Consider the following 23,322-nt stretch of genomic DNA (forward strand, 5'->3'; position numbering starts at 1 on the left):
CCATATTAATGAAATTGATAGAATGTTGCTGCGTTTATATCAGGTACTGCTCTACCTTATTCAACCTTTGATTTGGCTGCGGTTGCTGTTACGTAGCCGTAAAGCCCCCGCTTATCGCAAGCGTTGGAGGGAACGCTATGGTTTTTGTGCCGGTAAAGTTGTCGCTGGCGGTATCATGCTGCATTCAGTTTCAGTCGGTGAAACACTGGCCGCGATCCCTTTAGTCAGGGCATTACGTCATCGCTACCCATCACTGCCCATTACCGTGACCACCATGACACCTACCGGTTCTGAGCGTGTCCAATCTGCGTTTGGTAAAGATGTTCACCACGTTTATCTGCCTTACGACCTCCCCGGCTCGGTGAACCGTTTTCTTGATCAGGTCAATCCTAAGCTGGTCATTATCATGGAAACAGAACTGTGGCCGAATCTTATCAATGCGCTGCATCGTCGCAAGATCCCACTGGTGATTGCCAATGCACGTCTTTCTGCCCGTTCTGCCGCTGGCTATAAGAAAATCGGTAGTTTTATCCGTAATATGCTGCAACGCATCACACTGATTGCTGCACAAAATCAAGAAGATGGCGACCGTTTCATCGAACTGGGCCTAAGACGTTCTCAGTTGACGGTAACGGGCAGCCTGAAATTTGATATTTCCGTCACCCCTGAATTAGCAGCCAGAGCCGTAACATTACGCCGCCAATGGGCACCGCATCGCCCGGTGTGGATTGCAACCAGTACTCATGACGGCGAAGAAGCCATTTTGCTGGAGGCTCACAGCCAATTGCTGCAACACTTCCCGACATTATTGTTGATTTTGGTACCTCGTCATCCCGAACGTTTCCCGAAAGCGGTTGAACTGACACAGAAAGCAGGGCTGAGTTATACCTTACGTAGCAAAGGTGAAATCCCTTCTGGCAGTACACAGGTTGTGATTGGCGATACCATGGGTGAACTGATGCTGCTATATGGTATTGCCGATCTGGCCTTTGTCGGTGGAAGCCTGGTTGAACGTGGTGGTCATAATCCATTGGAAGCCGCGGCCCATGCCATTCCGGTGTTGATGGGGCCACATACATTTAACTTTAAAGACATCTGTGCCAAGCTGGAACAGGCTGAAGGGTTGATAACCGTAACAGATACCCTATCGCTGGTAAAAGAAATCACCGTGCTGCTAACAGATGAAGATTGCCGCCTCTATTATGGTCGCCATGCAGTTGATGTGTTGCATGAAAACCAAGGTGCACTACAGCGGCTATTACACTTGCTGGAGCCTTATCTGCCGCAACGGAGCCACTAAATGAGTGCAAGAAAACGCCTGTCAGTGGTGATGATTGCCAAGAATGAAGCCTCATTGCTGGCGGATTGCCTGGCATCAGTGAGCTGGGCTGATGAAATAGTGGTATTGGATTCAGGCAGTGAAGATGAAACCATCGCGCTGGCTCAGCAATATGGCGCTAAAGTCTACTGTAACGAGCAATGGCCGGGTTATGGTAAACAGCGGCAATTAGCTCAACAGTATGCCAGTGGTGATTATATTCTGATGCTGGATGCCGATGAACGAGTAACCCCTGAGCTTAAAGCAGCTATTGAAGCGGTACTTATCGCACCGGAGGAAGGCGCGGTTTATAGCTGTGCACGGCGGAACCTGTTTTTAGGCCGTTTTATGCGCCACAGTGGCTGGTATCCAGATCGAGTAACCCGGTTATATCCGCATCATCAGTTCCAATATAACGATAATTTGGTGCATGAATCGCTCAATAGCGGCTCAGCAAAAGTTATCCCGTTGAGCGGTGATTTATTGCATCTAACTTGCCGTGATTTCTTTGCTTTTCAACGTAAACAACTGAGTTATGCAAAGGCGTGGGCCACTCAGCGCCATCAGCAAGGTAAGAGTTGCAGCTACTTCTCTATTCTCAGCCATACTCTTGGGGCTTTCTGTAAAACATGGTTATTACGTGCAGGTTTCCTCGATGGTAAACAAGGGCTATTGCTGGCAGTCGTAAACGCGCAATATACCTTTAATAAATATGCGGCTCTGTGGGCATTGAGCCACCAATATCAGAAAAGCGAGAACTCATGACCACCAAAGCCATCTATCCGGGGACATTTGATCCCATAACCAATGGGCATTTGGACTTAGTGACACGTGCCGCTGCCATGTTCAGCCATGTCATCCTGGCTATTGCCGACAGTTCCAGCAAAAAACCGATGTTTACACTGGCAGAACGCGTGGCATTGGCCAAAGAAGTGACCGCACCTTTGAAGAATGTAGAGGTTTTAGGATTCAGTGAACTGATGGCTGAGTTCGCCAGAAAACACGATGCTAATATTTTGGTACGAGGCTTACGCTCAGTATCAGACTTTGAGTATGAATGGCAACTGGCCAATATGAACCGTCACCTGATGCCAAAACTGGAAAGTGTGTTCCTGATGCCATCAGAAAAATGGTCGTTTATCTCTTCCTCATTGGTGAAGGAAGTGGCGCGCCATGGGGGAGATATCACGCCGTTCCTTCCGGTACCGGTCACCAAAGCGCTAATGAGTAAACTGGCCTGACTCTTTATTTACGCGATACCCTATATAGCCAAAGTTAATTGGCGTTACCGGTAGGTGGTAAGCGAACATAGCTCACAACCCAGCGGCTTCAAATACGAAGGGTATACGATTAATGCTGGCAGTGGCGGCAAAAAAACGTGCTGCGCTGCCCATGTTTCGCAATTTCAATCAGATGCCCACAACGGCGACATGACTCGCCTGCCCGCCCGTACACCTGCAACTCCTGCGCAAAGTAACCAGGCTTACCGTCTGACTGTAGAAAGTCGCGCAATGTAGTGCCCCCCTGCTCAATGGAATGCAGCAACACGGCTTTTATTGTGGCCACTAGCAGTACAATTTCAGCGTTGGTTAATGAACCGGCGGCACGGTCAGGCAAAAGACCCGCGGCAAACAAGGATTCACTGGCGTAAATATTGCCAACACCAACTACCACTTTATTATCCATCAGCCACTGTTTAATCACGGTGCGCTTATTACGTGATTTATCAAACAGATATTGGGCAGAAAATTCATCGCTCAGTGGTTCTGGCCCTAAATGCGCTAATACATTGCTGGTTTCAAGGTCTTTTGCCCACAACCAGGCACCAAAGCGCCGTGGGTCGGTATAACGCAATATTTTGCCATTACTGATCACCAAATCGACATGATCGTGTTTTTCAGCTTCAGTTTCGTCAGACAATATCCGTAAGCTACCTGACATTCCCAGATGGACGATAATCCAGCCAGTTGGCAGTTCTATTAGTAAATACTTGGCCCTACGCTGAACACTGAGCACCGGCTGATCACTCAAAGCCAGAATTTCATCGGATACCGGCCAACGCAAACGGGCATTTCTAACCACCGCGTAAAGAATAGTTTGGCCGACAAGATAAGGTTCGATCCCGCGTCGGCTGGTCTCAACTTCTGGTAATTCAGGCATGTAACCTCCCTAAACGTATCTCACTGAACTTTATATAATAAAAAACCCGGCCGAAGCCGGGTTTTCATAATCCACCAAAATTAAAATTATTTAATTTTAGCTTCTTTATAGATCACGTGTTGACGGACAACTGGATCGAATTTCTTCAATTCCAATTTTTCCGGCTTAGTACGCTTGTTCTTCGTAGTGGTATAGAAGTGACCAGTACCAGCAGAAGAAACCAGCTTGATCTTCTCGCGAACACCTTTAGCCATGATTCAGTTCCTTAATACTTCTCACCGCGGGCACGAATTTCGGCCAAGACCGTTTCGATACCCTTCTTATCAATAACACGCATACCTTTAGCAGATACACGCAGAGTTACAAAGCGCTTCTCGCCCTCAACCCAAAAACGGTGAGAGTGAAGGTTCGGCAGAAAACGGCGTTTGGTCGCGTTCATTGCGTGGGAACGGTTGTTACCGCTCACCGGGCGCTTGCCAGTAACTTGGCAGACTCGGGACATGTCTATTCTCCAAAAATCAAATCAGCTCGAGCTTCGTATAGGATTTGGCCGCCTCGTCAGGCTTTAGAGCCCATCTCAGCAAATTCACTGAGAAGACTCACTGTCATCAGGTCAGAAACCCCTGCCACCAGGCTATAAACCTGCTGAGATAGGCTCTTCACGCCAAACCCAAGATTCTCAAAGGTGGCGTAGTATACGCTCTGAAGCGTAAGTGCTCAAGTCCCGAACAGCTAAAGATCCTGAAAGGATCAATTATTATTGCTCTAAAGCCATCCCCGTTCAGCAAATGAGACACATTCACCCCGGCCAACCACTAAATGATCGAGCACACGAATATCTAATAATGAGCAGGCTTTTATCACCTGCGTAGTAATCAAACGGTCGGCTTGGCTCGGTTCAGCCTTACCCGAGGGGTGATTATGCGCCAGAATCAGCGCGGCGGCATTAACCTTCAGCGCTTCACGCACAATTTCTCTCGGATGGACCTCAACGCTGCTAATGGTACCAGTAAACATCTCCTCATGGCGAATAACACGATGCTGGTTATCCAAAAACATGACTAAAAAAATCTCTCGTTCGCGGTGGGAAAGAATATTTTGTAGAAACTTTTGGGTAATTTCGGGATTTTGCAGAACACTTTCCCGCATCAGGTGGGATGAAAAACAACGGCAGGCTAGTTCTGCAATAGCTTGAATTTGGCTGTATTTAGATGCACCAATCCCTTTTTGAGCACATAACGTCTGATAATCCGCCGACATCAGCCCATGAAGTGAGCCAAACTCTTCAATCAGATATTCAGCCATCTGCATTACGTGTACTCCCGGAATACCGGTACGCAGAAAAATAGCGAGTAACTCGGCATCGGTCAGCATGGCTGCACCGTATTTCAGTAATTTCTCCCTTGGGGCTATCTGCCCATACCATTCATCCATCCTTTGGCTCCTGTAATCCCAGAACAGCACATGCAGCATGACAGAAGGCTTTCTGCCTGGCGAACTCATGATTAAGTGCATGCGAAACGCTTCGCAAATTTGATGATTGATGACATCAAGCGACAGCCCGATAGCTAATCTACTCAGTGGTTATGCTAAAATATTGCCTCTTACAGCTTTCATTCGGACAATCATGATGACGGGACTTTCCGGCAAACATATTGTGCTCGGGATTAGCGGAGGTATTGCCGCGTATAAATCTCCTGAGCTGGTACGCCGCTTGCGCGACAAGGGCGCAGAAGTGCGTGTGGTGATGACGACCGCCGCCAAAGCGTTCATTACGCCGCTCACGTTGCAGGCAGTCTCGGGCTATCCCGTCTCAGATGATTTACTCGATCCGGCGGCAGAAGCCGCCATGGGCCATATTGAGTTAGGTAAATGGGCTGATCTGGTCATCATGGCTCCGGCTACGGCTGATTTGCTGGCCCGGGTTGCTGCGGGGATGGCAAATGACCTACTGACCACGGTTTGCCTGGCCACGGCAGCCCCTATTGCGGCTGTTCCGGCCATGAATCAACAGATGTACCGTGCTACGGCCACCCAAGCGAACTTGCAGACTCTCGCTAATCGCGGAATGTTGCTGTGGGGGCCGGACAGCGGCAGCCAGGCTTGTGGTGATGTGGGGCTGGGAAGAATGCTGGACCCGCTGGAAATCGTCGCACTGGCAGACAGTCATTTTTCTGCAAAACAAGACCTGCAACATTTGAGTGTCATGATTACCGCAGGGCCAACGCGTGAAGCACTTGATCCGGTGCGCTTTATCAGTAATCAAAGTTCGGGCAAGATGGGCTTCGCAATTGCTCAGGCCGCCGCCGCGAGAGGCGCTAAAGTCACGCTGATTGCAGGCCCGGTGAATCTCTCCACGCCGACGGGTGTTAATCGCATTGATGTTGTCAGTGCTCTTGAGATGCAGCAGGTCGTGCAGAACACCGTAGCCCAGCAGAATATTTTTATTTCTTGTGCTGCGGTAGCAGATTACCGTGCAGAGCAAGTTTCTGATGAGAAAATAAAAAAACAGGGTGATGAAATCACCCTTAAGTTGGTGAAAAACCCGGATATTGTTGCTGGCGTGGCTTCGATGGCTAAAAATCGACCATTTGTGGTTGGATTTGCTGCCGAAACCCAGAATGTGGAAGAATACGCGCGACAAAAACTAGTGCGAAAGAAGCTGGATCTGATTTGCGCTAATGATGTATCGCTCGCAGAGCATGGTTTTAACAGTGATACCAATGCCTTGCACCTTTTTTGGCTGGCTGGAGAGAAACGTTTACCGCTCAGCGATAAACACCTCCTCAGTCAGCGTTTAATAGACGAGATTGTCAGCCGTTATGATGAAAAAAATCGACATTAAAATTCTGGACCCACGTGTTGGCAATGAATTTCCTTTACCAACCTATGCTACAGAAGGTTCTGCCGGGCTGGATTTACGTGCCTGTCTGGACGAGGCAGTTGATTTACTGCCGGGGCAAACCACATTGTTACCTACCGGCTTAGCCATACACATCGGTGATAGTGCTTTAGCCGCCGTCATTCTGCCGCGCTCCGGTTTGGGGCATAAGCATGGCGTGGTATTAGGTAATCTGGTGGGACTGATTGATTCCGATTATCAAGGGCAATTGATGGTGTCAGTCTGGAACCGTGGTCAACAGGCTTTTACCATCGAACCCGGTGAACGCATCGCTCAGATGGTATTTGTTCCCGTAGTACAAGCAGAATTCAATTTGGTTGAGGATTTTGACCAAAGTGAACGTGGTACCGGTGGTTTTGGTCATTCTGGGCGCCAATAACCTACCCTAGACCTCAATATCGTAAAAAAGCTATCACATAAGCCGCCGGGGCTTGGTACCCAGTGCGGCCGATATTTGGGTTTTTGTTATTAAGTCATTTTTAGCAAGGGTCTACTCGGACATGGCAGAAAAACAGAATACGAAAAGGAACAGGCGCGAGGAAATTTTGCAGGCTTTAGCGCAGATGCTGGAATCCAGTGATGGTAGCCAACGCATTACTACCGCTAAACTTGCCGCCAATGTGGGGGTTTCTGAAGCAGCGCTTTATCGACATTTCCCCAGTAAAACGCGGATGTTCGATAGCCTGATCGAGTTTATTGAAGATAGTCTGATGTCCCGCATTAATTTGATTCTGCAAGATGAAAAAGAGACGTTTAATCGCCTCCGGCTAATCCTGCTACTGGTATTAGGGTTTGCAGAACGCAACCCCGGCCTGACCCGAATCATGACCGGGCATGCACTGATGTTTGAACAAGATCGTCTGCAAGGGCGGATTAATCAACTATTTGAACGTATTGAAGTGCAATTGCGTCAAGTTTTGCGCGAGAAAAAACTGCGTGATGGGCAAGGTTTTATACATGATGAAGCGCTATTGGCGACTCAACTACTGGCATTTTGTGAAGGGATGCTTTCGCGCTTTGTCCGTTCAGAATTCCGCTACCGGCCAACACAAGAGTTTGACGCCCGCTGGCCACTGATTGTGGCGCAGTTGCAATAAGCTCAGTCGCGGCAGTCAAAAAACCTATAAAAAAAGGGCCTGATGGCCCTTTTTGCTGGCTTAGCAATAGAGTGGCTAGATACCGTACTCCTTGCGATATTCACGCACCGCGGCCAGATGATCAGCCATTTCTGGTTTTTCTTCCAGATAACTTATCACATCACTCAACGTCACAATCGCAATCACTTTGCAGTGATAATCACGTTCAACTTCCTGAATCGCTGAAATCTCACCACGGCCACGTTCCTGACGGTCCAATGAAATCATTACGCCAGCCAGGGTCGCGCCCTGTGCATTGATAATCTCCATTGATTCACGAATAGCAGTACCAGCGGTTATTACATCATCCACCAGCATGACTCGGCCTTGTAACGGGCTACCTACCAGACTGCCGCCTTCCCCGTGATTTTTCGCTTCTTTACGGTTAAAACAGTAAGGCACATCGCGTTCATGATGCTCTGCCAATGCAACAGCCGTCGTCGTCGCAATTGGGATACCTTTGTATGCTGGCCCGAACAACAGATCGAACTCCACACCACAATCTACTAAGGCAGCGGCATAAAAACGCCCGAGTTTTGCCAGATCCAGCCCGGTATTAAACAATCCGGCATTAAAGAAATAGGGGCTAATCCGCCCAGACTTCAGGGTAAATTCGCCAAACTTCAACACCTGCTTGTTAAGCGCAAACTCGATAAAATCGCGCTGATAGGCTTTCATGGGTACTTCTCCTCTCCAGATTGTGACTGTTCTTGTTAACTGCTTTATTAACTGACTCGATATCTAAATTGCAGGCAAAAAAAAGGCGACTAGCAAGTCGCCTTAATCAATTATTGTGCTAACACTGCTTTCTGCGCCTGGAAAATAGTCTCTATTCCCCCACGGGCCAGAGCCAGCAACGACAAGAGTTCTTCGTGACTGAATGGTTCGCCTTCTGCGGTGCCCTGCACCTCAATCATCCGGCCATCTTCCATCATCACCACATTCATATCCGTTTCTGCGGCAGAATCTTCTACATATTCCAGATCGCAAAGGGCCTCGCCTTTAACGATACCGACAGAAACCGCAGCAACCAGACCTTTCATTGGGTTCGCTTTCAATTTACCCGCCGCGACCAGTTTATTAAGTGCATCGGCCAGAGCCACACAAGCACCACTGATTGAAGCAGTACGGGTACCACCATCAGCCTGCAACACATCGCAGTCTAAGGTGATAGTGAACTCACCTAATTTTTTCAAATCAACCGCAGCACGTAAAGAACGGGCAATCAGGCGTTGAATCTCTAAAGTACGGCCACCTTGTTTACCTTTCGCGGCTTCACGGGCATTACGGCTATGAGTAGCACGCGGCAACATGCCATATTCAGCAGTTATCCAGCCCTGCCCTTGGCCTTTGAGAAAGCGCGGAACACCCTCTTCGACCGTGGCGGTACACAATACTTTGGTATCGCCAAACTCAACCAATACTGAACCTTCAGCGTGTTTCGTGTAATTACGGGTCAGGGTGAGTGGGCGGACTTGTTGTGCTGCTCGGTCTGCTGGACGCATGGGCTTTCTCCGGCTTTAAATCGATATTGGTCGCGCATTATACGGCCTTAGTGATGTAATGCCTATCCTGCCTGCGCCTCGGAGGCTATAATCGCTGCATCTTTTCTTTAAAACGGGTACGCAACAATGATCCGCAGCATGACCGCTTACGCTCGGCGTGACATTAAGGGTGAATGGGGTAGCGCAGCCTGGGAGCTGCGTTCCGTTAACCAACGCTATTTAGAAACCTATATTCGCTTACCTGAACAATTTCGCAGTCTGGAACCAGTTATCCGCGAACGCATCCGTGGCCGCTTAACGCGCGGCAAAATTGAGTGCAACCTGCGTTTTGAACTGGATGCTAACGCACAAAGCTCTCTGATCCTTAATGAAAAACTGGCAAAGCAGTTAGTTGAGGCCGGTAACTGGGTCAAAATGCAAAGTGATGAAGGCGAGATAAATCCGGTGGATATTCTGCGCTGGCCGGGTGTCATGGCCGCTGAAGAGCAGGATCTGGACGCAATCAGTACCGAGCTAATGCAAGCATTGGATATCGTGCTGGATGACTTTATCGTTTCCCGCGAAACAGAAGGTGCGGCACTGAAAACCCTTATCGAACAGCGCCTTGATGGTGTTAGTGCGGAAGTGATTAAAGTCCGTGCGCATATGCCAAATATCTTGCAGTGGCAACGTGAACGCTTGCTCAATAAGCTGGAAGAAGCGCAAGTCCAACTGGAAAATACCCGTCTGGAGCAGGAATTGGTGCTGATGGCGCAACGTGTCGATGTTGCCGAAGAGCTAGATCGCCTGGAAGCGCACGTTAAAGAAACGCACAATATTCTGAAGAAGAAAGAAGCGGTAGGCCGTCGCCTTGATTTTATGATGCAAGAATTTAACCGCGAATCGAATACGCTGGCATCAAAGTCTATCAATGCCGACGTGACCAACTCCGCTATCGAACTGAAAGTACTAATCGAGCAAATGCGCGAGCAGATTCAGAATATCGAGTAAGCCTTCACAAGCTATCACTAGAACGCAAAAAACCAGCAAAGCCCGCATATATACGGGCTTTTTTATTATCATGAGCTATCATAAAGACGCATTAAAGCGCATTATTACCGTGTACACAAAGGTGTACCCAATGCGTTTTGTGTACATCACTTTGGGTACACCATTCTATTAAATGTTCAGGTAGTCGTTATGGCAAAACTCACAGACATGCAGATTCGGGCTTGGATAAAGGCCGGAGAACGATTTGAAGGCCGGGCAGATGGCAATGGGCTGTATCTGCGATACAGGGAAGCTGACAGATCACCAAGCTGGCGTTTCCGCTATAAGTTCTCTGGTAAGTCCCGCATCATGCTCATTGGTTCATATTCTGAAATATCACTGTCCAAAGCCCGTGACATAGTAAAAGAGCTATCAGCACGTGTATCGCTTGGCTATGACGTTGCCGGAGAGAAACAAGAGCGGAAAACGGAAGCGCTGGCGAAGATGGAAGCCGAAAAGAACGCCATGCGCGTTTCAGAGCTTGCCGCTGAATACTTTGAGCGCCAGATCCTTCCTCGCTGGAAGCACCCAGACATTTTGCGCCGCCGTATCGACAAAGATATAAACCCGCATATTGGCAGCATGAAGGTAGAAGATGTAAAGCCACGACACATTGACGACATGCTAAAGGCCATCGTAGACCGTGGAGCACCAACCATAGCCACAGATGTTTTACGTTGGACGCGGCGCATATTCGATTACGGTATCAAGCGTCACGCATTAGAAGTCAACCCATGCTCAGCCTTTGAGGTGGCAGACGCTGGCGGGAAAGAAGTGAGCCGCGATCGCTGGCTAACTCGTGATGAATTAATCCGGTTATTCCAAGCTATGCGCATGGCTAAAGGGTTCAGCCGTCAGAATGAAATAACATTTAAGTTATTGTTGGCTCTATGCGTGCGAAAAATGGAGCTATGCGCCGCCCGTTGGGAGGAATTCGATCTCGACGCTGCTATATGGCATTTACCAGCAGAGCGTAGTAAAAATGGTGACGCTATCGATATTCCATTACCACCACCAGCGGTTGAGTGGCTTATAGAGCTTCATACATTCTCATGCAACAGCGCATGGGTACTGCCAGCCAGAAAAATGCAAAACAGGATGATTCCCCATATCCAAGAAAGCACATTACCCGTGGCGCTAGCTAAGGTTCGGGCAGAAATGCCGGACGTTGACAATATCACTATTCACGACTTCCGACGCACTGCCCGTACACATTTAGCCGCGCTAGGTGTTGACCCTGTAGTAGCTGAACGGTGCCTAAATCACCGCATAAAGGGCGTTGAGGGCATTTACAACCGGCACCAATATTTTGATGAGCGTAAGGCAGCACTGTCACAGTGGGCAGCGTTACTGACAGCCTTAGAGCGCGGCGAAGAATATAACGTAACTCCAATTAAGAAAGTGAAGTAACCGAACAGATTGAGTCTAGCTCGACGGAGCGAAAAGCGGAAAACCTTACCGCCTGGCTCAATCTACTATTTAAGGTATAGCGTAAAAGGTGACGCTGTGAAATTACCAGAACATAGATATTACACATTAGAAAAAGCGGCAAAGACTGTAGGGTGTGATGTATCAGACCTAATTCATTTTGCCGCTATTGGTGTCCTGCAAATTTGTATAAAAATGCCTATGATTGATTTCTTTTTTAACCTGAAAGATAAGGGTGAAGAAGATGCTGATCCAGAATTACTAAAAGTAGAGTCAACTAGTATATTGTTGATAAATGAAGTCGAGTTACAACAAGAAAAAACAAATAAAGACAAGATTCCCGACATCCATTGGCTTAGATTCTCATATAAATCTGATTATTTTTCTATTACTGAGAGATATGAAGTTAATAAGAGAGAGAAAGATATAGAAAAATGGAGTGGCATGTTGGCTATTCCACAAGAATTTATTGAACATGAAGAACAAGAGCTATCGCTATGGGATGATTGGGATATTTCCATCTGTGAACTATACCCACCTCGATGCGATATGGTATCCCATGATCCCAAATACCTAATTGGCGATTTTTATATTGATGGTTGGTATGAAATAAATCGTAGGGGTATGTATATAACCAGCTATGAGCTAGGTTTACTTTCTACTGGTGGGAAAAATATAAATGCTGAAGGCAATACGAGCGAAAAACTCAAGTCAGAGCCCGCTAATGTTGTCAGCCTACAGGTAAACAAAAGATCAGAAAGACACGCGGCGAATAGAGAAAACTTACTTAAATCCGCCATATATATACTAAGTCATTATCCTGAAGAGTGCCGTGGTGAAAGAAAGGAGATTAGCCCTGAGAAATGGCGAGACTGCTTACTTAAGCGAAAAAATGAAGTTCCTCCATTAATGATCACAAATGAAGAAGTAATTCTAAAACACCTACGAACAGCTGTTAATGGGAAAGGGTAGAGTTAACTTATTGTAAGGGTACAGTGAGTTAACTCTCCCTTATGCTTTCATGTTTACAGAATTAATCTTGCCCGTAACGACGCATAAACCATCAACAAAAGGTTACGGGCCATATGAAAATAGAACAAGCAGCACAAGCTACCATTCCCCAATCTGGGTATATCCGGCGCTTTCGCCTTGCAGAAATGCTAGGCGTTAGCGTTTCAACAATAGACCGTAAAGTTAAAGATGGATCGCTACCACGACCTATTAAGCTGGGCGAGAAAATCACAGCATTCAGCGCAGTAGAGATTAATAACTGGCTGGCAGCGCAAGGCGGGGAGGCTGCATAATGAAAAAGAAAACCCGCGCAGAGGCGGGCATTATCGGACAGGTTAGCTCCAACGATAATACCGCCGTTCATCATATTAAGCCATCGCCGAAGAAACACCGCGCGCGCTGCTACATGATGCGTACCGGCGTTAATGGCTTCACTGAAAATGAAATACTCTATTATTGCCATCTCGCTTCAGGCCGTAATTATGCAACTGAATTAGAGCGCCAGCTTGATATTCAGTTAGAACGTATTGATGAACCTAACCCTGATGGTATTGGTAGCCACTTCCGTTATCGCTTTATGGGCCGTGGTGATGTACTCCGTGTCATTCAGCTCGTTAATCACAATGCTACCGCTGGTGGTTATTCACCGCTATCACAGTGGCAGATTAACGACATCTTGAGCCTTTACCCAGATATCTCTACCGCCGCATAACGGAGCATAAAAATATGACCATTCAAAACATGGCAAATAGCCGTGACGGATACCCCTACGCCAAAAACATGGCGAGCGATATTAACGGTAATGACTTTGCCGCTATTGTGCCGGTTATTCCCGGTCAGATTGGCGGGCGTGAAAGCAATATCGTGAGCGCAAAGGCATTACATAAAGCGCTAGGCGTGGGCAATGACTTCTCCACCTGGTTAAAACTCCGCATTGATGAATATGGCTTCGTGCTTGGCACTGACTATGCAATTTTTGATTCCTCAAATTACAGGAATCAAAGCGCAGATATTGACCAACAGGAAAGCGGATGGGTATCCAAGCGCGGGGGAGATCGTCGCAGTAAGGATTACGGCTTATCATTGGGGATGGCTAAAGAGCTGGCGATGGTGGAGCGTAACGAACAGGGCCGCGCCGTTCGCCGTTACTTCATCGAGTGCGAAGAAGCATTACAGCGTAGTGCGCCAGAGATAGCCTCTCGCCTGCGCCGCCAGCTTAAAGCTCGCATTGGTGCCGCCAATATGTTTAAGCCGATGTGCTCCGCCTTAGATGTTGCCCGCGCAGAGCAAGGCAAACAGACACTGCCACGACACTACACCAACGAAAGCAATATGCTAGCCCGCATTGTCTTGGGTGGGCTAACAGCCAAGCAGTGGGCGCAGGTAAATAATATTGACGGTGAGCCGCGCGACAGCATGAACACCGACCAACTAGATCACCTGGCCTATTTGGAAAGCACCAATATCACACTGATTGATATGGGGATGGACTATCACCCACGAAAGGCTGAACTTGAGCGCCTCTCTCAGCGCTGGTTAGCTAAACGCTTAGGGGTAGGCCATGTATAACCTCACCGTCCAGAATGAAGCTCTTACCCTGGCTGGCTACTTGTCAAAAGTTGACATTGAGAATGCCTGTAACCTGTCAAAACCTGACATTGAAAGCGCTATTGCTCGTAGCTCTACTCATATTAACGAAGGTTTTATTGGGGTCACTACGCGAGACGGATTGAGTTTCGCGACAAGTACGCGCGATGAGTTTTCGGACTCCATAAAAAAGAGTAGCACTGCGAATGCTACCCTTTGGCCCTACGTTGAAAAGGTTCAGTCTTTTGGCTTTTTACGTTGGCGTAGTTTGATTTCACTCTGCGCTACATCAACGATGGCTCTGATATTTCCCCCTGCTTTTGTACCGATATCTTCGATACGAGCCAGTGCCTCTAGTGCGCTATTGAGGTTGGACAGCAACTTATTTTCATCGCTCTCTTTGAGCTGGCGGCGGGCTATCTCACCCTGCATAGCTGTAACGATAAAACCGGCATTACTTTCACCGTCAATTTTTACCGCTTCCATTTCGTCTAGCACTTCATGTGGTATGCGTGCGGTTACTGATTGCGATTTTGCATTACTTGAACCTGTAGCCATTAATCTACCCTCAGTCAATTGGTGTATTACAGTATACATAAAAAGTAATTACACAAAAGAGTTGATATGTAAGACACTTGTATTTATATTTAATTACACCTTATCCACAGGTAAAGCACAGGAAGCAAAAATAACAACGCCTCGGACTGTTGAAGCAGTTCCGAGGCGTCTCACCACCAACGTTAACGTAAGTAACGAGGTAGCTATGTTAAATCATACCCCAACTCGCTTTAAATTTCTCTTTCTCGCCGTGTGCCGTTCTGACCTGAACGCCAAGCCGCACCGTGAATCAGTCACTGCCCATTCTGAACAAGATGCCCGCCGCTCTCTGGCTGGTCAGTTCGTACTTTCCTTTGCTGGTCGAATCCCCAACCGGAGGGTAATGGCATGAGTAGTAAGAAAATCACCCTAGATGATGTCATGTGCCGCATCCAGCAGGCGCAAACCGTGCTTCACCTCTGGCTAGGAACCTTAACCACAGATGATGGAAATACCCCCGATATGGTTGATTCAGTTCTGACCATTCTGGATAACCTGCCTGATGCGATAGCTAATCAAACGGAGCGTAAATAATGGCGCATGAAATCACATTAGAAAAAGCGGCAGAAATGGCACGTCAGGCTGAGTTAGTTTGTCTCTTGCTTGAGAGTCATCCCCATGAATTACAAGACAGTGATGTAGTAGATATTGCAAGCCTAGTAGCCAAGCTGGCTGGTCATGTTGCTGGGTGGCTAATCGAGGAGCAAGCGCAGCGGGTGGCGAATCATGACTAAGGTAAACGTTTTGGAGCTATCAGCAATCTTTGATGATATTGCCAATTTATTAGACGCCTCAGAAAGGCTCCGTATCCGTGGTGGTAGTGATGGTGAGTCATTAGCTAATGAGATTACAGCCTATGTAATCAATCTTGCTGCTGTTGCCGTACGTGAATCAGAAAGGGCCGATCATGAAATCTAACCAACTGGAAGATGTCACCTGTCAGGTAAAGCAAGCGCAAGCGGTCTTAGCAATGTGGCTTGAACTTGCCACCAGCAACAAGAACGACATCTCTGACAAAATCGGCGCAGTTATAACTCTGTTAGACGGTGTGCCAGAAGTCATGATCGAGGCCAATAATAATCTATGTGATTACGCCATGCGGGACTTTCGGGAGGATAAACAATGATCAAGCCTAGTGTATCCGTGATGTTGGGTTCGGCTGAATGTCTCGCTGAGCAAGTAGACGCTGTTTTAACTATGTGGTTGGAGTTGTGTAAAGACAAAGATGAGTCGGCGGCTCTAGGCGCATTAGTTACGATCAACCACGAAACGTTAAAGACTATTCGTGCAGCAATGCTAGAGGTGGCTGCGTGAACAATATTATTCCATTCACTAAAAAGCCGGAGCAATCCGGCAAATATTACGCAGAAGCCACCCCAGACGGTATCAACTTCATGACCCGCAATGACGAAGGCAATTACCAACATTCGCGGCTGGTGGGTTACTCCGCGAGTATTCAGCAACTAGATACCGGGCAATTCGATAGCAAGCTATCTGATGGTTTGCGGGTAATGGCTGAAATCTATCAGGGCAACGTTAACGGCTGGTTCAGGCAATCAGATGAGCAAGCTGTAACGTGCTGGCGCTGGATAGTTGCCACGCTGTTTATTAACGAGCAGTTGGCGCAGCACGGCACCATTGAAGCGACCAAAGAGGACGGCACAACAGAACGCGCAGCCGTTTACCGTGGTCAGCATGGCGGCATTGTTATTTACCCAGCAACAGAACGTTTTGCACTGGCTAATAACGTGGAGGGACTGGCATTCGAGAAGTTTGGCGCTGACGCTCATAGAAAGGCGGTCATGATTTATCAGTCCATGACTGTGGCAGACAGCAACGGCGGCAATCTGAGGCTATCACCGTGGGGGCGTGACTCTATGGCACTGCTACATGATGGCTTTATGAAAGCCTACATAACGGAGGGTTTGCCCGATGAAACACATCATTAATCAGGAAAGCGAAGTCACAATCAAAGATGCTGATGAGGTATTGATTAGTGGTGTACCTGTTAACTCGATCCCTACTCGCGTGTTGTCTGGTGAATGGCCGGTATTCATTGCTGGTGAGCTTATCAGCGCATGGGCTGGATCTCATGGCTGGGATAACCCCCAAAAGATGGTAGAGCTTTACCGCTGGCGTACAGGGGCGTTATGGCTGGAAACCTTGCCTGACAACGGTAAGGGCCGCGCGTTTACTCATGCGGGGCAAATCTGGTTAATCAGCCTTGATATGGTACTCATGATACTCATGGAGGGTGTGGAGTCAGCGGTATATGCCAAATTGGGTGCTGACCGCCACGCAGAGGTGGAGATTGCGATGATCTACAATCGCAGCCTTAAGTTTTTGGATTACTCAAGAGTAACAGGGCTGACAGAGGAAGCCACTAGCCACATCAACTACCTATTTAAAATGGCTACAGAACATCTTACACAGCAAGGCAATGCCGAGCCAATAACGCACTGAGGAATATATGAAAATTATCACTAAGAATTTCCGACTCAATGCGCTGGCTAACCAGTATTCGGCAGCAGTGTATGACCATGTGACGCAACAGAACGGCGGCGATTTCTTCATTGTGGACTCTGGCGGGCTTTCCCTCCGAATTGACATTGTAGGCGGCGTGTCCGGTGTCCGTGGGCTGGTAGATGCCTACTATCTGGAAGCCTTAAGGCTGAATTACCCTCAATGGGAAAAACTGGCAATCGAAGTGCTGACTAACTGCCTGAAAGAAAACAACGCTGTCACAGATGTAGGCATTGAAATCTGGCAAAGCATGGGTTCCGACATCGGTTCGACAGTGACAGGCAACGGAGGCCCTTTCAATGCGTAACATTGACCTTATACGCGAAGTAACCACCTCAGCCGCTGGGCGCTGGCCTGATGTGCTATCACTAGCGGGCATTACTGTACCGCATTCACCCCGCCAACATTCTGAATGTCCGGCGTGTGGTGGCACTGATCGCTTCCGGTTCGACGATGGCGGGCGCGGTTCCCATTTCTGCAATCAGTGTGGCGCGGGTGATGGGCTGGATTTAGTGGCGAAGGTCAATCATTGCGATACCACCGAGGCCGCCCGTTTAGTGGCTAATGTGTTGGGTATTGATTACCGGACAACAACGGAAACGGCCCCCCAGCCCACCAGCCAAGATAAGGCTGTAATGGAGGCAGAGCGGCAGCACCGCAAACAGCAGGTCGCAGCGGAACAGGAACAGAAGCGCCAGCAGTTCAATCGTCGTTATACCACGTTATACAACAGTGCTACGCCGGGCGAATCGGAATACCTCACCGCCAAGGGGTTGACCGGCTTCACATTCCCTATGTTGACAGATGGGCGCTTGCTGGTGGCATTAACCGACGAAACCGGCACCGTGACGGCGGCGCAGACTATTACAACCACTGGAGAGAAACGGCAGGTAACGGATGGCACTAAGCGGGGCGCATTCTATGCTGTAAACGCGTCAGAACAGCCGCAGGTGGTGATTATTAGCGAGGGGCTGGCAACCACGCTAACCGCTCACTTAATGCGCCCTGATGCGTTGACAGTGGCGGCTATTGATGCCGGTAATTTGTTGCCCGTTGCGGAGGTGATGCGCCGCCGATATTCAGAGGCACAAATCATCATTGCCGCAGATAACGACTGGCACGAACCGGGCGAATGTGACGAAAAAGGCAAACCCAAGCAGAATATTGGCGTTATTTCCGCTGAAAAAGCCGCTATTTCCGTTTCTGGCTGGGTAGTCACGCCACCGACTCACCATAAAGCCGACTGGGACGACTACCGCCAACAGAACGGTACGGAAGCCACTACACGCGCCTTTACTCAATCACTGTACCAACCAAAGGGGGCGAGTATGTCCGTTCAGCTCAAGGCGATAGAGGGCGGCAAAAAAGACCGACCACAGACTGACCCGCTCAAGCCTCATATTATTAGCCGGAAAGACGGCGTTTACTGGATCACGCCAAAGGTGGACAAAGAAAGTGGCGAGATTATCAGCAATGAAAGTTGGTTATGTTCGCCGCTGGAGGTGATTGGCACTGGTAGGGACGATAAAGACCAATACCTGATTATCCGCTGGCTGCCGATAGGTGAAGATATACCGACTACAGCAGCGATTCCCCTGGCTGATATTGGAGAGCGTGAGGGCTGGCGCACTCTAAAGGCTGGAGGGGTGAACGTGACCACCAAAAGCACACTCAGGGCGATATTGGCCGACTGGCTACAGCGTAGCGGCTCCCTTGAGATATGGCGTGTGGCTCAGGCTACCGGTTGGCAGTGCGGCGCGTACATCATGCCAGACGGTGAAATCATCGGAACACCCGAAAAACCGGTACTGTTCAATGGTCGCAGTGCTGCCGCTGCCGGGTACACAGTGAAAGGAACGCCGGAAAGCTGGCGTGATTCGGTAGCAAGGTTGGCGCGGGGCAATCCGTCCATGATGGCGGGGATAGGTGCCGCACTTGCCGCACCGTTAATTGGCCTTGCCGGTGCTGATGGGTTCGGTATTCACTTTTATGAACAATCGAGTTCAGGAAAAACCACCACGGCCAATATTGCCAGCAGCCTATACGGTGAACCGGATGCCCTGCGTTTGACATGGTTCGGAACGGCTTTAGGTATTGCCAATGAAGCCGCCGCACACAATGACGGGCTGATGCCGCTGGATGAGGTAGGGCAAGGCGCTGATCCTGATAGCGTGGCTAAGTCCGCCTATACGCTGTTTAACGGTGTTGGCAAGCTCCAAGGGGCCAAAGAAGGCGGCAACCGTGATTTAAAACGCTGGCGAACGGTAGCAATCAGCACCGGGGAAATGGACTTAGAAACGTTTATCGCCAGTTCAGGACGCAAGGTGAAAGCCGGTCAACTGGTTCGCTTGCTAAATATCCCACTGGAGAAGGCGCACCAGCATCATGATACACCCAACGGCAAGGCCCACGCTGACGCTCTGAAAGATGCCTACCAGCACAACTATGGAGCCGCAGGGCGTTACTGGATTAAGCACCTTGCAGACCACCAGCAACAGGCCGTAGCCGCTGTTAGAGAAGCGGAAAGCCGTTGGCGCTCATTGATACCGGCTGATTATGGGGAACAGGTTCACCGTGTAGCGGCTCGTTTTGCAGTTCTTGAAGCAGCATTGCTGTTTGGGCGGGTTGTCACGGGTTGGGATAAGCAAGAGTGCCGGGATGCGGTACAGCATAATTTCAATGCCTGGATAAAAGAATTCGGTACCGGCAACAAAGAGCACCAGCAGATTATAGAGCAAACAGAGGGATTTCTGAACGCTTACGGCCTGAGTCGGTTCGCGCCACTGCCTTATGACCCGCAGAGCCTCCCTATTCGCGATTTGGCGGGGTATCGGGACAAAGGCAAGCATGACCGTGACGCAATGGTGTTCTACACCTTCCCGGCTGCGTTCGAAGATGAGATAGCACGGGGCTTCAATGTAAAACACTTTGCCAAAGCATTAGCGGGCGCAGGGATGTTAACCCCACCAGCAAGCGGGCGAGGTTATCAGCGTAAGTCACCGCGTATTGATGGCCGTCAGATTAATGTTTACGTGATCCAACACATGCCGGAAAGCAGCCAGCCAGAAGAATAATATTTATCACATGCGAGGTTTTTATGTTGGTTCAGTTAGTTCAGTTGGTTCAATTTGTAAATATGTTTGTTTTATAAGGAATTTAATTTCCATTTTGAACCAACACTGAACCAACAAACAGGGCTTTTGAACCAACATTAGAGGCTGCGAACTGTGAGATGTCTTCACTGGCTGGCTAAGAATTATACAGGGCGCCCACTGAACCAACACGAAAGTAGCGTTTGTTGGTTCAAAAATGGCATTTGTTGGTTCAGGGATTCATATTTTTTCTTTTAAAAACAAGTGTCTTTACAAATTGAACCAACTGAACCGACTGAACCAACACCCTTTTGCTTATATACATAAAAAATGACAATCAAGAGATAATAAATTGGGCACATTACAGGCGCGTCCGTAACGATAATTATTTTTTACTTACGCTGCGCTTAATAGAAAATAATTCCCTTAAAAATACAATTTGGAGAAATTTATTGGTGTGTTTTGTGTGCAAGTGCGATAATGGATAAAATCACAGCACTGAGTATATGCACATGAAAACACCTCGCCTTAACCCCAAGCCGATCCTTATCGATAATGATTGTATTGAAGCCATGAAACGAATTCAGGAACAGGAACGCAACAAATCCGCTATTGGCGTAGCACCATCCCTCCAAGAAATAGCCCGTGGACTGATACGAAAAGCCCTAACGATTAACGGAGCACAATGATATGAAACTTAATCTAATGATTGATACCCGCACTATTGGTAGACCAGGCGAGCGAAAAGCGGAGGCATTCAGAAATGACCTTATTGAAGCGCTCAAACACCGCTTTGGCGGTGAGTTACCTGATAGCCTAGGCGCACGTCTTGAGGCTGTATCGGTTGAGGTAGGAGACTATTCCCACATCGACATCGAAGGCCATACCACCAGCAACGAAGCCATAATTAAGCGGGTGGTTCACGATGTAATTAAAAGCACTACCGCCCAAGCTGATTGGCAGCGTTAATCACCACTAAAGGAAAATAATATGACGGTATTTGCACAAGAAATAATGACACCGATTGAATTTAGTGGGCCGCTAGCTAAAAAGTTTGGACGTAACCATCAGCGGTTGATTAGCCATTCAAAAGAGGTATTTAAAGCGTTGGGGACAATACCCGAATTTGAACAATACATGATGCATGCTCACAAGCGAGGGCTAACCTTTGCAATATTCAAAGGCAAGCGTAACGTAGGCATGGATGAACTTGAGCTTGCCAGTGGTGGCCAGGTAATTCGTATTGTCCCTGTAATCATCGGCAGTAAACGCGCTGGACTATTTCAGACTATTTTGGGCGTTGCGCTTATTGCTGTAGCAACATTCGCTACCAGTGGATTTGCGGCCGGATTTGCAGCAAGTGGAATGTGGGGATCGGCGGCAATGGCGGGCGGAGCAATGGCTGCTGGTGGTGTAATCCAGATGATATCACCTCAGCAGAGTGGGTTAGCCATGAGGCAATCACCGGACAACAAGCCGAGCTATGCATTTGGTGGCCCTGTTAACTCCACGGCTCAGGGTAATCCGGTGGGTGTGCTGTACGGCAAGCGTAGAATTGGCGGGGCGGTTATCTCTGCTGGTATCTATGCCGACGATGCACAATAATTATCTTTCTCTTTGTTTAAAGGAATTAGACGTGAAAAAGTTTCTGCTTGTTGCCTCGGTGGTGTTGGCGGGGTGCGCTTCCAGCCCTCAAAAGCTCAAATCACAGCCGCCTTATGCTGATTTTAAATCAACAAAAACCGTTAATGATTTAACAAGTTGTATCTCCAGCAAGCTGGAAGAGCGGAGCTATGGGCTAAGCCCCCTGCAAACGTTTATTAAGCCTGTTGCTCACGGGCAAGCTATAACAACCGTAGGGAACGCTGAAATTATCGAAGTGAAACAGCAAGGACAAAATTCCAAGATTAACTATTATTCAGTTTTCCCCGGCAGACTTGGGGCTAACCAAGATAGAGTTGATGGTATTAAAAGTGATATTGAATCTTGCCTATAGTTACTCATATCACGATTATCCTTATCTACAGAACTGCGCAAAACGGAATAAAATAACTTTGTGTAATGCGCAGTTCTGATTCGCAGTTGATAAAGCATAAATATTTAATTGAAAGTCTTACTGTAGGCCGCCTCCATCTCTGAAAGAAGCCTTTTCCCTGGCTGGCGCTGCCCCTCACGAAACCTCACGCTTAAATACGAAATAAACTGCGAATTGCGCAGTTATAAAAATCCCCCGAAAACGAAACCCGAATCCAATGCGCAAAATAGCCTGTAACCGTTGCCAGCTCTGCTATCACGGTACGCAATTCGCAAAATAAATTCACAATTCGCAGTTAAATACGCATATTATTTCGTATTCAGTTTGCGCACGATTCGCAGTTTATGCGCAATGATCCGCAGGAGTAACGCCAGTGAGAGACAGAACGCGCAGCTATACAACGGATTTACCCCGTATCGGTCTGCCATTCCTGGCTAATATGCGGCGCAGTTTGGCAGATACAGCACCGGGTACGCAGATTAGCTGTCAGACTGAGAGTGGAACGCTTTATTCATTCCGTCAGGCAGATGGCTACGCTATGACCATTAACGGCGTTACGCGGGCAATCCGAATCACCACTACACAGGCAGGTTACGGCATCCGGCAATGGTATGTTTGCCCTCACTGTATAAAGCGAGTGGCAAAGTTGTATATCGGTTCAAAAGACATTGGCTGTCGTGAATGCTGGAAACTCCACTATAAAAGCCAGAGCGGGGACAGGTTAGACCGTATGCGGATGAACATACGCCGCCAGCGTGTCGCGATATGGGGCGGCGGTGAACGGGTTCTGAACCTGTTTAATCACCCGGAAACACTCCCAAAGCCAAAGGGAATGAGATTGGAAACGTTTGAGCGAAAGCTAGCCCGGTTGATAGCAAGTGAGCAGGTATATTGGCGGGCGTTCAGTCCATTAGTGGATAGGATAACCGGGCGTATACGGTAAAAGTCTTTTATGAAATGTTCGATATCAACTAATATCGATGACTAGTCAGTCAGTTT

Annotated in this window: 33 protein-coding genes; 26 read left to right on the top strand and 7 right to left on the bottom strand. The window is 48.3% G+C overall.

The window, feature by feature from the left end; all coding sequences use genetic code 11:
* The first annotated feature begins 22 nt into the window (after window positions 1-22).
* Genes waaA through coaD form a run of 3 tightly spaced genes read left to right on the top strand, consistent with a single transcriptional unit; the run spans window position 23 to window position 2,559 of the window.
* Entirely contained in the window at window positions 23-1,300 is a 1,278-nt protein-coding gene (gene waaA, locus Q2T72_RS21295; RefSeq protein ID WP_372569790.1) for a lipid IV(A) 3-deoxy-D-manno-octulosonic acid transferase, read from the top strand.
* Window positions 1,301-2,083, top strand: a complete 783-nt coding sequence (locus tag Q2T72_RS21300) for a glycosyltransferase family 2 protein (protein ID WP_372560142.1) — start codon at window positions 1,301-1,303, stop codon at window positions 2,081-2,083.
* The gene (coaD, locus tag Q2T72_RS21305) at window positions 2,080-2,559 is read left to right on the top strand and encodes a pantetheine-phosphate adenylyltransferase (protein ID WP_083161716.1); all 480 of its coding nucleotides are present in this window, start codon (window positions 2,080-2,082) and stop codon (window positions 2,557-2,559) included. Before Q2T72_RS21300 ends, coaD begins: the two co-directional genes overlap by 4 nt.
* 109 nt (window positions 2,560-2,668) lie before the next feature.
* Here the strand turns inward: coaD and mutM are convergent, their stop codons facing one another.
* The 4 genes from mutM to radC all read right to left on the bottom strand — a co-directional run bounded on the left by mutM (window position 2,669) and on the right by radC (window position 4,912).
* Window positions 2,669-3,478: a bifunctional DNA-formamidopyrimidine glycosylase/DNA-(apurinic or apyrimidinic site) lyase gene (mutM, locus tag Q2T72_RS21310; protein ID WP_372569791.1), complete on the bottom strand. Its 810-nt coding sequence runs from the start codon at window positions 3,476-3,478 to the stop codon at window positions 2,669-2,671.
* Window positions 3,479-3,564: 86 nt separating this feature from the next.
* The gene (gene rpmG / locus Q2T72_RS21315; RefSeq protein WP_004392084.1) at window positions 3,565-3,732 is read right to left on the bottom strand and encodes a 50S ribosomal protein L33; all 168 of its coding nucleotides are present in this window, start codon (window positions 3,730-3,732) and stop codon (window positions 3,565-3,567) included.
* A gap of 11 nt (window positions 3,733-3,743) precedes the next feature.
* Complete coding sequence (gene rpmB / locus Q2T72_RS21320; protein WP_005164747.1) at window positions 3,744-3,980, bottom strand: 50S ribosomal protein L28; 237 nt, start codon at window positions 3,978-3,980, stop codon at window positions 3,744-3,746.
* Between the two features lie 263 nt (window positions 3,981-4,243).
* Window positions 4,244-4,912 (bottom strand): DNA repair protein RadC, encoded by a 669-nt coding sequence (radC, locus tag Q2T72_RS21325; RefSeq protein WP_083161712.1) that lies wholly within the window; start codon window positions 4,910-4,912, stop codon window positions 4,244-4,246.
* A gap of 193 nt (window positions 4,913-5,105) precedes the next feature.
* On the opposite strand from radC, the gene coaBC reads away from it, so the two are divergent.
* From coaBC to slmA, 3 genes are all read left to right on the top strand, one after another.
* Window positions 5,106-6,323 carry a bifunctional phosphopantothenoylcysteine decarboxylase/phosphopantothenate--cysteine ligase CoaBC gene (coaBC, locus tag Q2T72_RS21330; protein WP_372569792.1) on the top strand — a complete coding sequence of 406 codons (1,218 nt, stop codon included), beginning with the start codon at window positions 5,106-5,108 and terminating at the stop codon, window positions 6,321-6,323.
* Entirely contained in the window at window positions 6,301-6,759 is a 459-nt protein-coding gene (gene dut, locus Q2T72_RS21335; RefSeq protein ID WP_042568893.1) for a dUTP diphosphatase, read from the top strand. Before coaBC ends, dut begins: the two co-directional genes overlap by 23 nt.
* 121 nt (window positions 6,760-6,880) lie before the next feature.
* Complete coding sequence (gene slmA, locus Q2T72_RS21340; RefSeq protein WP_005191076.1) at window positions 6,881-7,477, top strand: nucleoid occlusion factor SlmA; 597 nt, start codon at window positions 6,881-6,883, stop codon at window positions 7,475-7,477.
* 75 nt (window positions 7,478-7,552) lie between these two features.
* Here the strand turns inward: slmA and pyrE are convergent, their stop codons facing one another.
* Complete coding sequence (gene pyrE / locus Q2T72_RS21345; RefSeq protein ID WP_083161707.1) at window positions 7,553-8,194, bottom strand: orotate phosphoribosyltransferase; 642 nt, start codon at window positions 8,192-8,194, stop codon at window positions 7,553-7,555.
* Window positions 8,195-8,304: 110 nt separating this feature from the next.
* The gene (rph, locus tag Q2T72_RS21350) at window positions 8,305-9,021 is read right to left on the bottom strand and encodes a ribonuclease PH (protein WP_083161705.1); all 717 of its coding nucleotides are present in this window, start codon (window positions 9,019-9,021) and stop codon (window positions 8,305-8,307) included.
* A 126-nt stretch (window positions 9,022-9,147) separates the two neighbouring features.
* Between rph and Q2T72_RS21355 the strand changes: the two genes are divergently transcribed.
* The 6 genes from Q2T72_RS21355 (at window position 9,148) to Q2T72_RS21380 (ending at window position 14,058) form a co-directional block, all read left to right on the top strand.
* Window positions 9,148-10,011 (top strand): YicC/YloC family endoribonuclease, encoded by an 864-nt coding sequence (locus Q2T72_RS21355; protein WP_005191086.1) that lies wholly within the window; start codon window positions 9,148-9,150, stop codon window positions 10,009-10,011.
* A gap of 189 nt (window positions 10,012-10,200) precedes the next feature.
* Complete coding sequence (locus Q2T72_RS21360; RefSeq protein ID WP_372569793.1) at window positions 10,201-11,460, top strand: tyrosine-type recombinase/integrase; 1,260 nt, start codon at window positions 10,201-10,203, stop codon at window positions 11,458-11,460.
* Between the two features lie 96 nt (window positions 11,461-11,556).
* Window positions 11,557-12,450: a hypothetical protein gene (locus tag Q2T72_RS21365; RefSeq protein WP_049647104.1), complete on the top strand. Its 894-nt coding sequence runs from the start codon at window positions 11,557-11,559 to the stop codon at window positions 12,448-12,450.
* 113 nt (window positions 12,451-12,563) lie between these two features.
* Window positions 12,564-12,782 carry a helix-turn-helix transcriptional regulator gene (locus Q2T72_RS21370; RefSeq protein ID WP_372569794.1) on the top strand — a complete coding sequence of 73 codons (219 nt, stop codon included), beginning with the start codon at window positions 12,564-12,566 and terminating at the stop codon, window positions 12,780-12,782.
* Window positions 12,782-13,201: a hypothetical protein gene (locus Q2T72_RS21375; RefSeq protein WP_099466256.1), complete on the top strand. Its 420-nt coding sequence runs from the start codon at window positions 12,782-12,784 to the stop codon at window positions 13,199-13,201. The genes Q2T72_RS21370 and Q2T72_RS21375 overlap by 1 nt, the downstream gene beginning before the upstream one ends.
* Window positions 13,202-13,215: 14 nt before the next feature.
* On the top strand, window positions 13,216-14,058 hold the full coding sequence (locus Q2T72_RS21380; protein ID WP_372569795.1) for an antA/AntB antirepressor family protein: 843 nt from the start codon (window positions 13,216-13,218) through the stop codon (window positions 14,056-14,058).
* Window positions 14,059-14,313: 255 nt separating this feature from the next.
* On the opposite strand, the gene Q2T72_RS21385 is transcribed toward Q2T72_RS21380, so the two are convergent.
* Entirely contained in the window at window positions 14,314-14,634 is a 321-nt protein-coding gene (locus Q2T72_RS21385) for a YlcI/YnfO family protein (RefSeq protein ID WP_049647107.1), read from the bottom strand.
* A 205-nt stretch (window positions 14,635-14,839) separates the two neighbouring features.
* On the opposite strand from Q2T72_RS21385, the gene Q2T72_RS21390 reads away from it, so the two are divergent.
* The 14 genes from Q2T72_RS21390 to Q2T72_RS21455 all read left to right on the top strand — a co-directional run bounded on the left by Q2T72_RS21390 (window position 14,840) and on the right by Q2T72_RS21455 (window position 23,266).
* On the top strand, window positions 14,840-15,025 hold the full coding sequence (locus Q2T72_RS21390; RefSeq protein ID WP_050916145.1) for a host cell division inhibitor Icd-like protein: 186 nt from the start codon (window positions 14,840-14,842) through the stop codon (window positions 15,023-15,025).
* A complete protein-coding gene (locus Q2T72_RS21395) occupies window positions 15,022-15,207 on the top strand; it encodes a hypothetical protein (protein WP_372569796.1) in 186 nt (61 codons plus the stop codon). Before Q2T72_RS21390 ends, Q2T72_RS21395 begins: the two co-directional genes overlap by 4 nt.
* Complete coding sequence (locus tag Q2T72_RS21400; RefSeq protein ID WP_050916147.1) at window positions 15,207-15,407, top strand: hypothetical protein; 201 nt, start codon at window positions 15,207-15,209, stop codon at window positions 15,405-15,407. The genes Q2T72_RS21395 and Q2T72_RS21400 overlap by 1 nt, the downstream gene beginning before the upstream one ends.
* Window positions 15,400-15,591: a hypothetical protein gene (locus Q2T72_RS21405; RefSeq protein ID WP_226716444.1), complete on the top strand. Its 192-nt coding sequence runs from the start codon at window positions 15,400-15,402 to the stop codon at window positions 15,589-15,591. Before Q2T72_RS21400 ends, Q2T72_RS21405 begins: the two co-directional genes overlap by 8 nt.
* Window positions 15,581-15,799: a hypothetical protein gene (locus Q2T72_RS21410; protein WP_050916149.1), complete on the top strand. Its 219-nt coding sequence runs from the start codon at window positions 15,581-15,583 to the stop codon at window positions 15,797-15,799. The genes Q2T72_RS21405 and Q2T72_RS21410 overlap by 11 nt, the downstream gene beginning before the upstream one ends.
* Before the next feature lie 184 nt (window positions 15,800-15,983).
* Window positions 15,984-16,622: a hypothetical protein gene (locus Q2T72_RS21415; protein ID WP_050916151.1), complete on the top strand. Its 639-nt coding sequence runs from the start codon at window positions 15,984-15,986 to the stop codon at window positions 16,620-16,622.
* Window positions 16,606-17,136, top strand: coding sequence for a hypothetical protein (locus Q2T72_RS21420; RefSeq protein WP_050916152.1), 531 nt, complete (start codon window positions 16,606-16,608; stop codon window positions 17,134-17,136). The genes Q2T72_RS21415 and Q2T72_RS21420 overlap by 17 nt, the downstream gene beginning before the upstream one ends.
* A gap of 13 nt (window positions 17,137-17,149) precedes the next feature.
* Window positions 17,150-17,503 carry a hypothetical protein gene (locus Q2T72_RS21425; protein WP_050916159.1) on the top strand — a complete coding sequence of 118 codons (354 nt, stop codon included), beginning with the start codon at window positions 17,150-17,152 and terminating at the stop codon, window positions 17,501-17,503.
* On the top strand, window positions 17,496-20,270 hold the full coding sequence (locus Q2T72_RS21430; RefSeq protein ID WP_372569797.1) for a DUF927 domain-containing protein: 2,775 nt from the start codon (window positions 17,496-17,498) through the stop codon (window positions 20,268-20,270). The genes Q2T72_RS21425 and Q2T72_RS21430 overlap by 8 nt, the downstream gene beginning before the upstream one ends.
* A gap of 530 nt (window positions 20,271-20,800) precedes the next feature.
* Entirely contained in the window at window positions 20,801-20,977 is a 177-nt protein-coding gene (locus Q2T72_RS21435) for a hypothetical protein (RefSeq protein WP_176393635.1), read from the top strand.
* Window position 20,978: 1 nt separating this feature from the next.
* Window positions 20,979-21,257, top strand: coding sequence for a hypothetical protein (locus tag Q2T72_RS21440; RefSeq protein WP_050160164.1), 279 nt, complete (start codon window positions 20,979-20,981; stop codon window positions 21,255-21,257).
* Window positions 21,258-21,278: 21 nt separating this feature from the next.
* On the top strand, window positions 21,279-21,893 hold the full coding sequence (locus tag Q2T72_RS21445) for a tail assembly protein (protein ID WP_046694596.1): 615 nt from the start codon (window positions 21,279-21,281) through the stop codon (window positions 21,891-21,893).
* 31 nt (window positions 21,894-21,924) lie between these two features.
* Window positions 21,925-22,284: a hypothetical protein gene (locus Q2T72_RS21450; RefSeq protein ID WP_049647109.1), complete on the top strand. Its 360-nt coding sequence runs from the start codon at window positions 21,925-21,927 to the stop codon at window positions 22,282-22,284.
* Window positions 22,285-22,696: 412 nt separating this feature from the next.
* Window positions 22,697-23,266 carry a hypothetical protein gene (locus Q2T72_RS21455; RefSeq protein ID WP_049647110.1) on the top strand — a complete coding sequence of 190 codons (570 nt, stop codon included), beginning with the start codon at window positions 22,697-22,699 and terminating at the stop codon, window positions 23,264-23,266.
* Window positions 23,267-23,322 lie beyond the last annotated feature (56 nt).

It is taken from the genome of Yersinia sp. 2466 StPb PI, assembly GCF_041538325.1.
GTDB classification, from domain to species: Bacteria; Pseudomonadota; Gammaproteobacteria; order Enterobacterales; family Enterobacteriaceae; genus Yersinia; species Yersinia enterocolitica_E.

Excerpts from the sequence above, each read along its gene's own strand:
- Q2T72_RS21435 (WP_176393635.1), top strand. The coding sequence starts at position 20,801 with ATGAAAACACCTCGCCTTAACCCCAAGCCGATCCTTATCGATAATGAT.
- coaBC (WP_372569792.1), top strand. The coding sequence starts at position 5,106 with ATGATGACGGGACTTTCCGGCAAACATATTGTGCTCGGGATTAGCGGA.
- Q2T72_RS21355 (WP_005191086.1), top strand. The coding sequence starts at position 9,148 with ATGATCCGCAGCATGACCGCTTACGCTCGGCGTGACATTAAGGGTGAA.
- Q2T72_RS21300 (WP_372560142.1), top strand. The coding sequence starts at position 1,301 with ATGAGTGCAAGAAAACGCCTGTCAGTGGTGATGATTGCCAAGAATGAA.
- dut (WP_042568893.1), top strand. The coding sequence starts at position 6,301 with ATGATGAAAAAAATCGACATTAAAATTCTGGACCCACGTGTTGGCAAT.
- Q2T72_RS21440 (WP_050160164.1), top strand. The coding sequence starts at position 20,979 with ATGAAACTTAATCTAATGATTGATACCCGCACTATTGGTAGACCAGGC.
- rpmG (WP_004392084.1), bottom strand. The coding sequence starts at position 3,732 with ATGGCTAAAGGTGTTCGCGAGAAGATCAAGCTGGTTTCTTCTGCTGGT.
- Q2T72_RS21410 (WP_050916149.1), top strand. The coding sequence starts at position 15,581 with ATGAAATCTAACCAACTGGAAGATGTCACCTGTCAGGTAAAGCAAGCG.
- Q2T72_RS21405 (WP_226716444.1), top strand. The coding sequence starts at position 15,400 with ATGACTAAGGTAAACGTTTTGGAGCTATCAGCAATCTTTGATGATATT.
- coaD (WP_083161716.1), top strand. The coding sequence starts at position 2,080 with ATGACCACCAAAGCCATCTATCCGGGGACATTTGATCCCATAACCAAT.
- Q2T72_RS21375 (WP_099466256.1), top strand. The coding sequence starts at position 12,782 with ATGAAAAAGAAAACCCGCGCAGAGGCGGGCATTATCGGACAGGTTAGC.
- Q2T72_RS21445 (WP_046694596.1), top strand. The coding sequence starts at position 21,279 with ATGACGGTATTTGCACAAGAAATAATGACACCGATTGAATTTAGTGGG.
- radC (WP_083161712.1), bottom strand. The coding sequence starts at position 4,912 with ATGGATGAATGGTATGGGCAGATAGCCCCAAGGGAGAAATTACTGAAA.
- Q2T72_RS21380 (WP_372569795.1), top strand. The coding sequence starts at position 13,216 with ATGACCATTCAAAACATGGCAAATAGCCGTGACGGATACCCCTACGCC.
- rpmB (WP_005164747.1), bottom strand. The coding sequence starts at position 3,980 with ATGTCCCGAGTCTGCCAAGTTACTGGCAAGCGCCCGGTGAGCGGTAAC.
- rph (WP_083161705.1), bottom strand. The coding sequence starts at position 9,021 with ATGCGTCCAGCAGACCGAGCAGCACAACAAGTCCGCCCACTCACCCTG.
- Q2T72_RS21395 (WP_372569796.1), top strand. The coding sequence starts at position 15,022 with ATGAGTAGTAAGAAAATCACCCTAGATGATGTCATGTGCCGCATCCAG.
- Q2T72_RS21390 (WP_050916145.1), top strand. The coding sequence starts at position 14,840 with ATGTTAAATCATACCCCAACTCGCTTTAAATTTCTCTTTCTCGCCGTG.
- Q2T72_RS21430 (WP_372569797.1), top strand. The coding sequence starts at position 17,496 with ATGCGTAACATTGACCTTATACGCGAAGTAACCACCTCAGCCGCTGGG.
- Q2T72_RS21385 (WP_049647107.1), bottom strand. The coding sequence starts at position 14,634 with ATGGCTACAGGTTCAAGTAATGCAAAATCGCAATCAGTAACCGCACGC.
- slmA (WP_005191076.1), top strand. The coding sequence starts at position 6,881 with ATGGCAGAAAAACAGAATACGAAAAGGAACAGGCGCGAGGAAATTTTG.
- mutM (WP_372569791.1), bottom strand. The coding sequence starts at position 3,478 with ATGCCTGAATTACCAGAAGTTGAGACCAGCCGACGCGGGATCGAACCT.
- Q2T72_RS21370 (WP_372569794.1), top strand. The coding sequence starts at position 12,564 with ATGAAAATAGAACAAGCAGCACAAGCTACCATTCCCCAATCTGGGTAT.
- pyrE (WP_083161707.1), bottom strand. The coding sequence starts at position 8,194 with ATGAAAGCCTATCAGCGCGATTTTATCGAGTTTGCGCTTAACAAGCAG.
- Q2T72_RS21400 (WP_050916147.1), top strand. The coding sequence starts at position 15,207 with ATGGCGCATGAAATCACATTAGAAAAAGCGGCAGAAATGGCACGTCAG.
- waaA (WP_372569790.1), top strand. The coding sequence starts at position 23 with ATGTTGCTGCGTTTATATCAGGTACTGCTCTACCTTATTCAACCTTTG.
- Q2T72_RS21420 (WP_050916152.1), top strand. The coding sequence starts at position 16,606 with ATGAAACACATCATTAATCAGGAAAGCGAAGTCACAATCAAAGATGCT.
- Q2T72_RS21360 (WP_372569793.1), top strand. The coding sequence starts at position 10,201 with ATGGCAAAACTCACAGACATGCAGATTCGGGCTTGGATAAAGGCCGGA.